Source organism: Bacillus sp. DX4.1, from assembly GCF_030348195.1.
Lineage (GTDB): Bacteria > Bacillota > Bacilli > Bacillales > Bacillaceae_G > Bacillus_A.
This window is the reverse complement of sequence record NZ_JAUCFT010000008.1, coordinates 1,962,390-1,977,446: the sequence shown is the minus strand read 5'-3', so window position 1 is coordinate 1,977,446 and position 15,057 is coordinate 1,962,390. Positions and strand designations below refer to the sequence as shown.

Here is a 15,057-nt window from a genome sequence, read left to right as displayed (position 1 = left end):
CAAAAAACGGACTCTCCAATCGGAGAGTCCCGTTTTCCAATGCATTAAGCACTATGCTCGACCTGCTCACTCTTTTCTTTCTTCTTATGCCTTCTCCAGCTCGTCAATTTCCTAACTGTTCCTAGCAATCCTGTTGGAAAACCTAACAAGACGATGATATACAATAAACCAAGGAAAATTGTCCATCGTTCAAAGATTGGATACTGCGCAGCAAGCTCTGATAAATAATACTTAAAAAATTCAATGATTCCTGCCCCTACTACCGCTCCTACTAATGTACCAATACCACCAATCGTCGTCATCAATAAAGCATTTAGCGTCATTTCAATCGAGAAAACGGTCGTGTTTACAAAACGGAGTGTGACAACAAATAATCCGCCGCTAAGCGCTGCCACAATTCCAGCTACAACACTTGCAATGACTTTATAGTGAAGAATCTTATAGCCGAGCGCCTCCACACGTTGTTCATTTTGCGAAACAGCTTTTAGTACTTTTCCAATGGAAGATTTCGTAAACAGTCGTAGTAATAGAAAAATAACTACTAGACTTATTAGCGTAATATAATAGAATGTGAAACGATCTCGAAACATATCAGGTACACGGAATGTAAAACCGTCTCCCCCGTGTGTTACAGTACGCCATTTTTCAGCGAGCACAAAGAATAACTGGGAAATAGCAAGTGTTAGCATCGTATAAAAATGGCTTTTCAATCGTAAAGAAAGCATGCCAATAATATAACTAATGATCCCCGATAAAATGACTGCTATCGTAATTCCAATTAAAAAACTCGCTACCGTTGCCTCTTGACGATCTAATAAGAGTGCGACACAGTACGCCCCTATTCCAAAAAACATACAATGTCCAAACGACACAATTCCTGTATACCCTAGGAGAATATCAAAGCTCATAGCGAAAATGGCAAAGATGAAAATTTGTGTGAACAAAATAAGTATGCTCCGTGAATCATTTACAAAAGGGAATATCATCAAACAAGAAAGCATTGCGATTCCGAAATATAATCTACCCCGATTAGAAAATGTGGTCATAACGCTCTCACCCCTTTTCACCAATTAATCCTGTTGGTTTGACTAATAAGACGAATAACAACATCAACATATTTATAGCAAGCGATAAATCAGGAACATAATATGCTGTAAAAGCTCCTGCCAATCCAACGATTAAAGATGCGAGAGCAGAGCCTTGTACACTCCCTAACCCACCAATGATTACAACAATAAAAGCCAAAATTGCATATTGCATTCCCATTTCTGCAAAAATAACACCCGAATATGGAGCGAGAAGAAAACCACCTAACGCAGCCATTCCAGCCCCTAATAAAAACACGAAAGAAAAAATAGCTTTCACATTAATCCCAAGTGCTTGAACCATCTCCTTATCCATAACACCAGCACGAATCATAAGCCCAATTTTCGTTTTACGAAGTAGCAATACAAGTCCGATGTAAATCAATAAACCAATTAAAATAACGAATAAGCGATACTTAATTAATATAATCCCATCAAATGTAAAGCTTCCTTGTAACCAAGAAGGCAATTTAGCTCCAATCGGATTTGGTCCCCAAAATACTTTAATACATTCACTGAGCACGAGCATACCACCAAGTGTAACAAGTAGTTGCCGAACGTGATTCCCATAAACAGGACGAATGAGAAATCTTTCTAATATCCACCCAAGAAACATTCCCATCACGATGGCACCAAGTAATGCAATTATATAATTACCTGTTACATTAAATAGCCATACACCTGTAAAAGCTCCCCATGCAAACAATCCGCCATGAGCAAAGTTGAGGACACTCATTAAACCAAAAATCAGCGTAAGTCCAGATGCTAATAGGAAAATCAACATTCCTGTCGAAACACCATTTACAAATAAGTTGACCAGCACATCCACTTTCCATGCCCCCCGTATTAAGATTAAGAAATCCCTAAATATTTATGACATGTTACCTTATCTTCCTTCAGTTCATTCATCAGACCGCTATGCACAATTTTTCCATTATCCATAATGTAAAAATAATCACCGATTTGACTTGCCATCATAAAGTTTTGTTCAACAAGCAAAACAGTTGTTTTCTCTTTCATTTTTAAAATAGATACCATCAGCTTTTCAATCATAATCGGAGACAATCCTTTACTCGGCTCATCAATAAGCAGTAGGCCTTCACTGTTAATATACGCCCGTGCAATAGCCAACATTTGTTTTTGTCCGCCACTTAATAATCCACTTTTTTTATGCCAATATCTTTTTAAATCCGGAAAGAGCTCAAGCATCCAGTCCACCTTTTCATCTGTTTCAATATTTTTTTTCGTTTGAGCAAGAGCAAGCGTTTCTTCAACCGTTAAATCGTGAAATATCCCTTGATTTTCTGGCACATATCCCAGACCTTTTCGCGAAATCGTATGTGTAGATAACCCGTTTACTTTCTCGTCGCCATAGTAAACCTCTCCCTTAGAAATCGTATGAAAACCCATAATTGAACGAAGTGTTGTTGTTTTTCCCGCTCCGTTTCTGCCAAATAAGACTGTAATGGTCCCTTCTTCGACACCGAAGGAAACACCTTGCAAAATGTGAAACTGATCTAAATACGTTTCTATATTATCCACTTTTAATAGTGTCACTGTATAATCCCCCTAAATAAGCAGTTTGCACACGCTGATCCTTCATAATCTCCTCTGGCAAACCTTCTGCTAATAATTCCCCATGAAATAATACAACGAGATGATCAGACAAATGAAGAACCATATCCATTTTGTGTTCTATTAACACAATCGTATTTTCACTATTATTCTTTATATTTTCAATTACTTGTAGAATAGCAGGAACCTCCTCAATAGAAATACCAGCCGTCGGTTCATCAAGCAATAATACATCTGTTTTAAGCGCTAAAAGCATGGCAAGTTCTAATTTTCGCTTTTCTCCATGAGCTAAGTCTTTCGCCAAAACTTCTTCTTTATCATTCAGTAGTACAACCTCAAGTAAATGCCGCGCTTCTTCCTGTTGCTGCTTATACTGGAACGGTTTCGGGAAAAAACTATAATAATCTTTCGCATACGACTGCACACCAAGCCGAACATTTTCAAGAACAGTTAATTCTGGAAAAATATTCGTAAGCTGAAAAGAACGTCCGATGCCAAGGCGCGTTCGATCTGGAATCGATAACTTTGTAATGTCACGTTCCTTAAAATAAATCTCTCCTTTTGTCGGAGAAAGCTGACCACTTAACAAATTAAATAAAGTTGTCTTTCCTGCTCCGTTCGGCCCAATAATAGAAATAAGCTTTCCTTTTTGTATCGTCAAATTCACGTCTCTAATGACATGATGTTCTCCAAACGAGACACAAAGGTCGCGAGTCTCTAGCAATTTATCCACACTACGCCCTCCTCACAAAGTATTTTTTGTATAAAGTAAAAATTCCAGCCATGTTTTTTCTTCTATCACAGCTGGAAATCTCTCATCAATCACACCCTATCTCCCCATGAAAACTAGGTAATTAGAGAAGGCAATGCGTGATTGATTTTTAATTATTCTGATTATTTATTTTGGATTGGTGGCTCCGTTTCTTGCATTTTTAATTCTCGCTCTAAAACCGGTACTGGATAATCAACACCATCTTGTTTTTTTAATGTAATCGAATAGAGTGTTTGCAAAGCTTGATGATCTTTCGCACGGAATTTCATTGTTCCTTTTGGTGTTTCAAATTCCATACCTTCCATCTTTTTAATAAGCGTATCAACATCTATATCGCCTTTCGTTTTCTTTAAAGCTTCCACGATTGAAATAGCAGCTGACATGCCTCCAGCTGTAAACAAATCTGGAACAGTACCGTTAAAACGTTTTTTATGCTCTTCCACTAACCAATCATTTACTTTATTTTTCGGAAGCGTATGATAGTACACTGAAAATCCTTGCATTCCAACTAACGCATCCATCGTTTTTAGCGCAGGAATATCAGGTGCACCAGTTGAAATTTTAATACCTTGCTGTTCCACATTCATGTCTTTTAATTGTTTCCATGGTGAATTCGAACCAGCCCAAACAATAAACAAGTAATCTGGTTTTGAGCTAATAATATTTTGTATATTTGCCGTGAAATCAGTGGAATTGGTATCAGCATATTGCTCATTCACAATATTGGCACCTAACTTCTTTGCTCCTGCTTTAAATGCCGCAATCCCTTCACGTCCGAAGGCATTATCTGGAGCAAACGTAGCAATTTTCACGTCTTTCTTAGCAATCGATGCAGCACCAGCAATTGCATCCTGAGATGAATTTCTTCCTGTTCTAAAAATATATTTATTCCAGTTCTTACCTGTGATACTATCCGCTACTGCTGGTTCAACGACCATTATTTTTTCGTATTCTTCAGCCAACGGTAAAACAGCTAGCGTATCACTTGAACTTGATGATCCAACTAAAAAGTCAACCTTCTCTTCTTCTAAAAGTTTCGTAGCCTTCTTAACCGCTACATCCGCTTTTGTTTCCGTATCTTCTACAACAAACTTAATCTTTTTCCCTTCCACTTTCCCTGTCCCACCAGTTGCATAATCTAGCCCAAGCTCAAATCCGTTTACTGTTTGTTTTCCGTACGATTCAAGCGGTCCTGTTAACGAAGCAAGAACACCAACCTTAATCGTTTCCTCATCACCTGTGCTTGCTTTTTTTCCAGAGCACCCAGCTGTTACTAACAGTGAACCAAGTATACATCCTGTGAACACCATTTTTAGCCACTTACGTTTTTTCGCTGACATCATGATTCCCCCTATAATTTACTTTCTTATAGAATTGAATACATTGAAGCAAACCATCCGTAATAATGACATTCCCCTTTTATCAACATCAATTGTTGCTATGAAATGAAATTTCCTGAAGTACCTTTACATTCGCCACATTTTTCCAAATACCTTCCAACTTATTTGTAAATATTCATACACTTGTTCGAAGTATTCATTACATTCACATGCTCCAAACACATATAATTCACATCCTTCACCCTTTCCACCTAATAACAGTTGCTGCCCAAGTATATCCTGTACCAGCTGAATCTTGAAGCGATGGGCTTACTGCCCACGAATAGTGGGATAACACGCTCAAAATAATGTTTAATAAGTAAATGGGACTGACTCAAAACATGAGTCAGTCCCATTTCAGGATATTAATATTTCACTTGATTGTTCTAAACAGTTCAATCTAAAATAGCTAATTTCCCTTCTACTCTACTTAAATAAGAAAATCTATTTGTTCGTGAAGTTTCGTTTATTATTTTATTTAAATTCTTCCCGTAAAAAATCTGCAATTGCACGATACACAGTATACATTTCATAGTGATGTTTTTCGAAATTAGGATCAACACTTGTTTTAACAATGACAAGATTTTCTTGCTGATTTATATAAATGCTCTGTCCCCAAATTCCTATCGCAAGAAATTCTCCGTCTATATAATTTGGTCCTGGTATCCACCATTGATATTGATAGCTATCAGTAAAATTAGAACGAGTATCCTTAAGGAGATCATGCCTTTCTGGTATAACAGACTCACGAACCCATTTCTGTGAAATAATTTGTTTTCCTTTCCAGTTTCCGTTATGTAAGTAGAGCAGTCCAAATTTCGCAAAATCTTTAAGAGTAGCATTCAGGAAAGAATAAGCAAGTATATTTCCATCATAATCTGTATTCCAAAATGCATCACATTCCATTCCAAGTGGTTCCCATATTTTTTCTTGCAAATATTGTGCTGGATTCTGTCCAGTTGCTTTCGTAATAAGCATGCCTAGTACTTGTGTATCAATACTTTTATAAGAAAATATCCTGGGAAATTCTTGATAATCCAATTGAGAAACATACTGGTTCATACTTTGCCCTTCACCAAATAGTTCCTGTATGATCATGTAGAAATCAGAAGAACAGTCATTATAATTTTCATTGAAGTGAATACCTGAACTCATTTGCAAAACTTCTTTAATAGAGACATTTTTATACCCAGAATTTTTTAATTCTGGAACATAACTTATGATAGGTTCATGTACCCCTTTTATATATCCTTCATCAATTGCTATACCGACTAAAGCGGATATAACGGATTTTGTAACGGACCATGAAGTGTTAAGAGAACTACTTGTATTCCCATGTAAATACCGTTCGTTTACAATTTTATCGTTTTTAATAGCTAAAAAACCTGTAGTCATCGTTCGTTTAAGAAATTCGTCAAGAGTAGATTGCTTTCCATTATAACTATACATCATACACATCTTTTTCAAATCATAATCAAATTGAAATACAGGCCCTTTCCGTTTTACCTTCTGAGCAGGATATATTTTGTAAAGACTACGGAAATTTTCAATTCTCTTACGCTTAGCAAATAGTGTACAAAGGTTAGAAGGATTCTTCTTCATTGTATTATTTCTTTTCACTAAAGTTCTTAAGTCATATAAACGGACAGCCATAGAAGCTGGAAATAAAACAGTTCTTTTAAAACTGTATTTCTTATTCATTTTATTCTCCTTGTAACAAAACATTTGACTTCTCATCTTCAGACACATTCACCACTATACTTTAACTCCCTAAGGATTGATATGGCTTACCTTGAAGTAAAATCTTTCCCAAACAGTCTAGAATTCATTCATTAACTTGTTTTAGAATCCTCATCGATTTGTTTATCAAATTACACTCCATTCAATTTCAAAGTTCGAGCTCAATTAACAATTATTTATTTTCGCCAAATTTCATAATTTTCAAGGGGCACCTATAGCTATATAAAAAAGCATAAAAAACACCTTGCAAATAAAGTGAAACTTTAATCAGTGGGGGTTTTCTTCATCCCCCACTGATTATTAGTTGAACCAATCGGGCTTTTACGGGCTGTTTCTCTCCCACCTAAACTTCTTTGTAATCCTCAAGTTTTGAGGTGGGAGTTTTACAGCCCGTTAATGCGGGATAAAGATAAACTTCTTTATTTGCAAGGTGTTTCATCTTTTGTTTTATCATGAATTACTAAACATAATATTCACTTTCATATTTCGCTACTCAAATTGATGTATTTTCCAAACTCTTTAGCTCTTCCATCAATTGCTTTTTATCTAAATTTTCTCCAATAATCACTAGGTTCGTAGGAAAACCAAAGTCCTGCTCTAATAACGATGGCACACCAAATGAATATTGCAATAAGTTTGGATACTTATCACCATGAAATTTCACAAACCCTTTCACACGATAAATTGCCTCAGGTAAATTTGAGAGCCACTCGTACAGTTTGTCCTGCTCAATTGATTTTGTAAATTGATACGTCATTGTTTGAATATGCAAATGCTGTTTTACATGTAATTTTTCATGTTCTTCATTTCGTTCTGGTTTTACTTCTTCTAAATCATCTAAAGATATATTACAGTACTGTGTTTCATACAATTTTGCATTTGCATTTATCAAAGCTACTTCATCTAAAATATGCTTCTTCTCTTTTTCTGTTAGCAAGTCTACTTTATTGATAAGAATATGACTTCCATATTTGATTTGTTCGTTCAGAAGTTGTTGTATGCTTTTGCTTAAAGTTTCGCGATTCTTCCATCTTATTGCATCTAGTACGACGATAATTGACTTTACTTCAATATAAGGAGCTAAAATAGGCGCAAGGCAAGCATCTAGTACTTCTATTGGATGAGCAACCCCAGTCGTTTCGATATAAATAACGTCTGGTCTTTCTTCCTGATACAAGGAATGTAGCTGAATTTCTAACTCATCTTTCATTGTGCAGCAAATACAGCCTTTCAAAAGTTCTCTCAATATATTTTCTCTTCCTACAATATCTGTATCTACCGAGTATTCACCTATTTCATTCATTAATACAGCAACTTTTCGATTTTTCTGCTTTTCCGCAATCAAAAGATTTTGAAGTAACGTTGATTTCCCGCTGCCTAAAAATCCACCTAATATATGAATTTCTACTTTGTTCATATTACCAACCATCCATTTCTTCGTTTCTAATTAAGATTTGAACTACTTTCCACCTTTATCATAAAGCGTAATTATTACGATTTATATTAACTATTTTATTAAAACAAATTTTATTTGTAAACAAAACACGCGCATCTTTTCAATCATATGTAAAAGACGTATTAGAAAGAAGTGAATCTCTCTTCCAAATGTATAATATTAAGCATTGTTATGTTTACTTTCAAAAATTGCGAAAGCGTCTGATTTATAACTGACTAAGTCTGACGCTTTCAGTTACATCAACATCTTTTTTCCGATTCGGTATTTATCATTTTGGCAAATTATTAACTTCATATGCAACACGGATTCCAGATTCAATCGCCCCCTGCATCCAGCCATGAGTAAGTGTCGTATGCTCACCCGCAAAATGCACCCTTCCCTCAGGTGTCGGGATATAAGGATATAATTCCAATTCTTGTCCTGGCTCAAAAGCTGTAAATGCCCCGCAGGAATAAGGGTTTTGGCTCCAGCTATAAGATGCGCCTGATACATATTCAGTATAGACTTGATTTCCGTATATTTTCGCCAAATTTTTTAAAGCATAGCGAATACGATCTTCATTAGATAGGCTGTCCCATGTCAAAGCTTCATCTGCCCATGTATAACTTGCTAAAACCACAGCAGCTCCTGTTGTATGAATACCATAACTCGGATAATACGTAAATCGAATTGGTAGGTCCGTTATAGATTTACCACCGTATTGGCCCGCTCTTTCCCAAAACCTGTTTTTAAACTCAATTGCGATTTTTGTTGAAGCCATATAGTTAAGTTCACGAATCGCCCTTCTTTTGTAATAAGAAAAAGAAGGGTATGGTTCAACTTCTACAAAACGTAATGTAGAAAAAGGGATTGTTATAATGGCAAGGTCACCTATCACCATAAATTGTTCTGAAGTTTGCTCATGATTAGACTGAATGGTAACACCATTATGATGCTGTATAATCTTTGTCATTTTGTGATAGAACCGTATATCTTCTTTTAACTGGGGTAAAAATGATTGAGGTAATGCATCCATCCCGCCTGTTATCTCATAAAACTTCGTTGTTGATGTAAAGAATACCAATTCTCGCAGTACTTCAATTAGGGACATCCCCATATACGCTTCCATATCAAGAAGTACACCAATCATATCGATTGCACCATCTGAAAAATAGGAATTTAAGAAGAAACCTAATGAATATGTTCTATATTGTTTTTCTACAATCGACCAATTTCTTTCTGGATTTTGTTTAATAAAATCCAGAATTGGTTGTAGTGCTAAAGACATTAAATCTTCAGCTGTTTTCCCTCTTTCATTTGGACTAACTGGATATTTTAAAACACTTGGGTTTTGTTCAAATATGCTGAGGCGTGTTGTAATACCATTTACGTAAATGATATCCATAAGAGTTCGATTAATAAAAATATTTGTAGGTAAATGAAACTTATGAATATACGCTAAAGTTAAAGCGTGCACTTCAGGAATACGCATTGGTCCTGTATTAAAATATAAACCATTACTAAAAGGAGATCGTAGTGTATACACCCTACCCCCTACTCTACTGTTCGCTTCAAGAATCGTAACTTTGTGCCCAGCGTTTTTTAATAAAGATGCGCTAACTAGCCCTGCTAACCCTGCGCCAACAATAATAATATGTTTGGGAACTTGTGACTTATGAAGACCACTTTTAATGATGTGAAGCATGTGTTCCATTGTTAATTGTTCACTCATGTTATGAGGCATCCTTATTTACTCCTCTTCAAAAGGACTTCATTGCATTATATTCAAGGAAAAAGATGCCTATGAGTAATTCTGCCCGTTTAAGAGTGTACACTACAGGTGTTTTTGAAACAATTGAATATCTTTTTTAAAGTGGAATAAACTATTTTTGGATATGCTATATTTTTCTTATATGTAGAATCTGTTGCATTAAACTTGAAAGAACTAGAGTACGTGTAAAAAATATCGTGAAGATACGATTTAAGTTAACATGAGACGAAAATAAATGAAATAGTGAGGATTTTTAAAATGAAAAAAGGTATCGATCGTGTAGTTTTAATTGGAACAGGAGCTGTCGGTTGTAGTTATGCATACTGTATGATTAACCAAGGTGTCGTGGAAGAATTTGTTCTTGTTGATGTAAACGAAGCAAAAGCAGAAGGAGAAGCAATGGACTTAAGTCATGCAGTTCCCTTTGCACCAGCGCCAACAAAAGTATGGAAAGGCAGCTATGCAGATTGCAAAGATGCAGACCTTGTTGTGATTACTGCAGGGTTACCACAAAAGCCAGGCGAAACTCGTTTAGACTTAGTTGAAAAAAATGCTAAAATCTTTAAACAAATCGTTCAGAGCGTTATGGAAACTGGATTTGATGGTATCTTCTTAATTGCGACTAACCCAGTTGACATTTTAACATATGTAACTTGGAAAGAATCTGGATTACCAAAAGAGCGTGTGATTGGTTCTGGTACAACTCTTGACTCTGCTCGTTTCCGCTATATGTTAGGGGAATATTTTAATATAGGCCCTCATAATATTCACGCTTATATTATTGGTGAACATGGTGATACGGAGCTTCCAGTATGGAGTCATGTATCAATTGGGATTCAAAAGCTACAAACCCTTCTTGAAAAAGACAATCAGCATAATCAAACCGATTTAGATGCAATCTTTATTAAGGTACGTGACGCTGCCTATCACATTATCGAGCGTAAAGGTGCGACGTACTATGGAATTGGCATGTCGCTTTTACGTATAACAAAAGCCATTTTAAATAATGAGAACAGTGTATTAACAGTATCTGCTTATCTTGAAGGGCAATATGGGCAAAATGATGTTTATATCGGTGTTCCTTCGGTCATTAATCGTCAAGGAGTTCGTGAAATTTTAGAAGTTGAATTAAGTGAAGAAGAAGAATTGAAATTCGATCACTCTGTACAAGTACTAAAAGAAACAATGTCACCAATACTTTAAAGTAAACTTCGTTTCTCGTCCATAGGATTTCTAATTTATTATGCCTTCTTATTTTCAGAAGGCATTTTTTATGACGTTGTTTATGTAAAATATAACGTGAAACTTTTATCAGTGGGAGTTTTCTTCATCGCTCTCTGATTATTAGTCCTGACCAATCGGGCTTTTACGCGCAATTATCCCCCACCTATCTTCTTTGTTTCTTTCAGAACTTTGGGGTGAGGGTCTTACTGCACGTTAATGCGGGATAAAGTTATAAAAAGGAGCGGCTCAGCTGCTTCTTTTTTCATTTCACTAAAAATTCACCTCCTCCTGTCATATATATCCTCAGAAAGAAATCACTCACACATCATCATTCAATTCTTTTTTTGTGTTCTTACAAGTTTTTAAATTATTTTTAGTAATGTACTTGACATAATTTAAATACAATTCTATACTAACTTACATAAAGTAATTAAATAACATTTAATGTTTTTCGTGATAAATTTTAATTATTGTTACATCACTAACATTTTAATCATCAAAGGAGGAGCAATGATGAAATTCCAACGTCATCCTTATACTTTCGTAAGTCACGTTCACATATTAATTGCCGATTTAGAACGCTCTCTTGCGTTTTACAAAGAAAAATTAGGATTCCAATTACTCGAGCAATCAGAAACAAAAGCTGTGCTAACAGCTGATGGAAAAACGCCACTTTTAACAATTGAACAACCAAAAGATGTATTTCCTAAGCAACCACGTACAACTGGCTTATACCATTTTGCAATTTTATTACCACAGCGCTCTGATTTAGCAAAGGTATTAAATCACCTCATCCAATCGGATTATCCATTACAAGGGGCTTCCGATCACCTTGTAAGTGAGGCGGTTTATTTAGCGGATCCTGATGGAAATGGAATTGAAATTTATGTAGACCGTCCCGATGAAACATGGGAATGGAATCACGGACAAGTAGCAATGACAACTGAACCTATCGCGGATGACATTTTATCAGAAGCAAACGGAGAAACTTGGAAGGGTTTCCCAAGTGGTACAGTAATGGGACATATCCATTTACATGTTTCAGATTTAGGCAAAGCAGAGGGATTTTATTGTGCTGGTCTTGGATTTGATGTTGTGAACAGATACGGTCATCAAGCACTGTTTATCTCATCAGGAAAATACCATCACCACATTGGCTTAAATACATGGAATGGTGTTGGTGCACCTGCTCCTTCGGCAAACAGTGTGGGATTAAAACATTTTTCACTCTTGTTCCCTGATGAGGAAACACGAAACAAAGCTGTACAGCGCCTTCAAGAAATCGGCGCATCCGTAACAACAAAAGATGGAGTCATTGTGACAAAAGATCCCTCAGGTAATCATATCCAATTATGTATTTAAAGAAGTTATATAAATAGAAAAAATGAAAAAAATAAAATTTGGTGGTGCATAAAATGAGTTTTTTAAATAAATTATTCGGAAGTTCAGCTAGTCAAGAAGAAGTAAATCGTGCAGAAGATACAAAAAAAGATTTTTATTCTGCTATAGCGGATAGACGTTCTATCTACGGAATTAGTAAAGATACAGTCGTTTCAGACGAACGTATTCAAGAAATTGTGAATCATGCTGTAAAACATACCCCTTCTTCTTTTAATTCACAAAGTGCACGAGTAGTCGTGTTACTAGGTGAACAACATGATAAATTGTGGAACATTACACGAAACACATTGAAAGAAATCGTACCTGCTGATCAATTTAGTTCAACAGAAGAAAAAATGACAGCATTTGGAAACGGTTATGGTACAGTATTATTTTTTGAAGACAACAGCGTAATTGAATATTTACAAGAGAAATTTGCTCTATATAAAGATAATTTCCCGGTATGGTCACAACAATCATCTGGTATGCTTCAATTTGTCATTTGGACATCTTTAGAACTTGAAGGGTTTGGCGCAACGCTGCAACACTATAACCCTCTTATCGACGATCAAGTGAAAAAAGAATGGAATATTCCAAGCAGCTGGAATTTGATTGCTCAAATGCCGTTTGGTAAACCAGTTGCTCCAGCTGGTGATAAAGAATTTAAACCAACAGAAGAACGTATTAAATTTTTTAAATAATTTATAACTAGACAAACAAATGAACCGTTCCCTGCTGAATCATAAGCAGCATAATAGCCTGAGTCGAAATATATTATTCGGCTCAGGCTATTATATATTATTGATCTATACCCTGATTTACACGATCTTCCTCTTCATTTCTCACTTCGAGTACATCAAGTAAAAATATAAAGATTGGAATCCCGATAATAAGTCCCCATATTCCGAAAAAGTGTTCCGAAAATATGAGAATCATAAAAGTATAAAAAATTGGTAAGTTCGTTTTTGCAGACATAAATTTCGGATTTAAAAAGTAACTTTCAAATGCATGAATAGCTGTAATAAAAATTAATATATACACCACATATGTAATACTACCGATATTATAAGCGATAATACAAAGTGGGAATAGCGAAATAATGACGCCTACAACCGGAATGAGACCAAGCAAGAAAATCATAACTGTTAATACAAGAAGCTGCGGGAATCCTAAAATCCACAGTGCAATGAAGGAAAGTATACAATTTACAATCGCGATTAAAAATTGTGCTTCAATAACCTTTCCAAACGAACGTGCAAATTTCTGCCCAAAGTACGCAATCTCATGATAGAAAACAGCAAGCTTACTTTCTTTAAATTTAGAGGTAAATGTAATGATACGCTCTTTTTCTAATAAGAAAAATAAGCTTAAGATAAGAGACAGTAAAATTTGCAAACTCACTTTCCCAATATTAGCTACCGATTGATAGATCACATCTACACCTTGTTCGATATATTTTGATACCTCCATCTGATCAATTGTAGCAATTACATATTTGACCACTTCATTATCAGGAGGATGCTTATAAAATACATTAAACTGATAAATTAATTGTGAAATTTGAACCATAATCACAGGTAAATATTTATACAATGTAATGACAATCCCACTTACTAATACAATGTATAAAAAGGCGATAATGATTTTTCGATTCATCAAAACAAAATGATCAAGTTTCCGAGAGATATACTTTTGAAATCGATCCATTAAAAATATAAGAATAAAAGTGATTAATATTAAATGAATCATACTTTTTAGCCCGTATAATAAAAGGGCTAAGAAACCTAATATGAGTAATTTCTGAAACACTTTACTTTGAAAGAAATTTTTCATCTGCATCATTTAGACTCCATCTCCCCTTCCAAATCCTTCATGTTCCATTTATTCTACACTAATGAGCAGTACAATCCCGCCGATGGAAATTCTATCTTTCCCATTCTTTTACAAAAAACCTATTCTAAAACATTTTATGAAATAATCAAGATAATCTTTCCCTTTACTTTGAAAGAATCCTCTTTTTTATTCTTCTTTTCAAAACGTTAGACTACAAATACCTTTTGATTATCTTTATAAAAAAATAAAAAAGTATGAGACTTGGAATAGATCCTCCAAAAAATATTTGTGAAATCAATATTCTTTAGTCTCATACTTTTTTTATAAAAACGTATACCTACTTATGTTTTATCCGTTTCGCTAATAATTCTTTTGCTTGATTATAAGTTAAACCTGAATGTTTATTAAGATGTTTCACCTCTTCAATATCTGTACCAACAACTGTATACTTTTTCTCTTTGTTCATACTACACATCCTTTTTAATCTTTAATAGGAACTACGAATTTTATTTTTAGCTGGCCAAAAACAAGGTATGTTTTTCTGTATTACTTCCCTAAAATGAAAATCCTTACTCTTTCATATAATTACTTTTAATAAAGTGAAACTTTAATCAGTGGGGGTTTTCTTCATCCCCCACTGATTATTAGTTGAACCAATCGGGCTTTTACGGGCTGTCTATCTCCCACCTAAACTTCTTTGTAATCCTCAAGTTTTGAGGTGGGAGTTTTACAGTCCGTTAATGCGGGATAAAAATACTCTGTTAAAGCGTATTATTGATTTTAAACAACAAAAAAAGAGACTTCATTTATATGAAAGTCCCCCGTTCTTTCTATAACAACGTGATTTTCTCATAAAGTTCAAC

General features: G+C 35.1%; 13 protein-coding genes. 3 read left to right on the top strand and 10 right to left on the bottom strand.

Features of this window, described 5'->3' with window-relative positions; genetic code table 11:
• Positions 1–44: 44 nt before the first annotated feature.
• The 8 genes from QUF99_RS12985 to QUF99_RS12950 form a co-directional block, all read right to left on the bottom strand.
• Entirely contained in the window at positions 45–1,046 is a 1,002-nt protein-coding gene (locus tag QUF99_RS12985; protein WP_289370561.1) for a branched-chain amino acid ABC transporter permease, read from the bottom strand.
• A 7-nt stretch (positions 1,047–1,053) separates the two neighbouring features.
• Positions 1,054–1,914 (bottom strand): branched-chain amino acid ABC transporter permease, encoded by an 861-nt coding sequence (locus tag QUF99_RS12980; RefSeq protein ID WP_289370560.1) that lies wholly within the window; start codon positions 1,912–1,914, stop codon positions 1,054–1,056.
• 23 nt (positions 1,915–1,937) lie between these two features.
• Entirely contained in the window at positions 1,938–2,642 is a 705-nt protein-coding gene (locus QUF99_RS12975) for a branched-chain amino acid ABC transporter ATP-binding protein (protein ID WP_289370558.1), read from the bottom strand.
• A complete protein-coding gene (locus QUF99_RS12970; protein WP_289370556.1) occupies positions 2,620–3,393 on the bottom strand; it encodes an ABC transporter ATP-binding protein in 774 nt (257 codons plus the stop codon). Before QUF99_RS12970 ends, QUF99_RS12975 begins: the two co-directional genes overlap by 23 nt.
• A gap of 161 nt (positions 3,394–3,554) precedes the next feature.
• A complete protein-coding gene (locus QUF99_RS12965; protein WP_289370554.1) occupies positions 3,555–4,772 on the bottom strand; it encodes a substrate-binding domain-containing protein in 1,218 nt (405 codons plus the stop codon).
• Positions 4,773–5,285: 513 nt separating this feature from the next.
• Entirely contained in the window at positions 5,286–6,512 is a 1,227-nt protein-coding gene (locus tag QUF99_RS12960) for a serine hydrolase domain-containing protein (protein WP_289370553.1), read from the bottom strand.
• Between the two features lie 532 nt (positions 6,513–7,044).
• Complete coding sequence (locus QUF99_RS12955) at positions 7,045–7,968, bottom strand: CobW family GTP-binding protein (RefSeq protein ID WP_289370551.1); 924 nt, start codon at positions 7,966–7,968, stop codon at positions 7,045–7,047.
• 307 nt (positions 7,969–8,275) lie between these two features.
• On the bottom strand, positions 8,276–9,718 hold the full coding sequence (locus QUF99_RS12950; protein WP_289370549.1) for a flavin monoamine oxidase family protein: 1,443 nt from the start codon (positions 9,716–9,718) through the stop codon (positions 8,276–8,278).
• 297 nt (positions 9,719–10,015) lie between these two features.
• Between QUF99_RS12950 and QUF99_RS12945 the strand changes: the two genes are divergently transcribed.
• The 3 genes from QUF99_RS12945 (at position 10,016) to QUF99_RS12935 (ending at position 13,062) form a co-directional block, all read left to right on the top strand.
• Positions 10,016–10,960, top strand: coding sequence for an L-lactate dehydrogenase (locus tag QUF99_RS12945; RefSeq protein ID WP_289370547.1), 945 nt, complete (start codon positions 10,016–10,018; stop codon positions 10,958–10,960).
• A 534-nt stretch (positions 10,961–11,494) separates the two neighbouring features.
• A complete protein-coding gene (locus QUF99_RS12940) occupies positions 11,495–12,343 on the top strand; it encodes a VOC family protein (RefSeq protein WP_289370545.1) in 849 nt (282 codons plus the stop codon).
• A gap of 53 nt (positions 12,344–12,396) precedes the next feature.
• Positions 12,397–13,062, top strand: coding sequence for a nitroreductase family protein (locus QUF99_RS12935; protein ID WP_289370543.1), 666 nt, complete (start codon positions 12,397–12,399; stop codon positions 13,060–13,062).
• Between the two features lie 97 nt (positions 13,063–13,159).
• On the opposite strand, the gene QUF99_RS12930 is transcribed toward QUF99_RS12935, so the two are convergent.
• Positions 13,160–14,203: an AI-2E family transporter gene (locus tag QUF99_RS12930; RefSeq protein ID WP_289370541.1), complete on the bottom strand. Its 1,044-nt coding sequence runs from the start codon at positions 14,201–14,203 to the stop codon at positions 13,160–13,162.
• A gap of 328 nt (positions 14,204–14,531) precedes the next feature.
• Positions 14,532–14,660, bottom strand: a complete 129-nt coding sequence (locus QUF99_RS12925) for a hypothetical protein (RefSeq protein ID WP_286124580.1) — start codon at positions 14,658–14,660, stop codon at positions 14,532–14,534.
• Positions 14,661–15,057 lie beyond the last annotated feature (397 nt).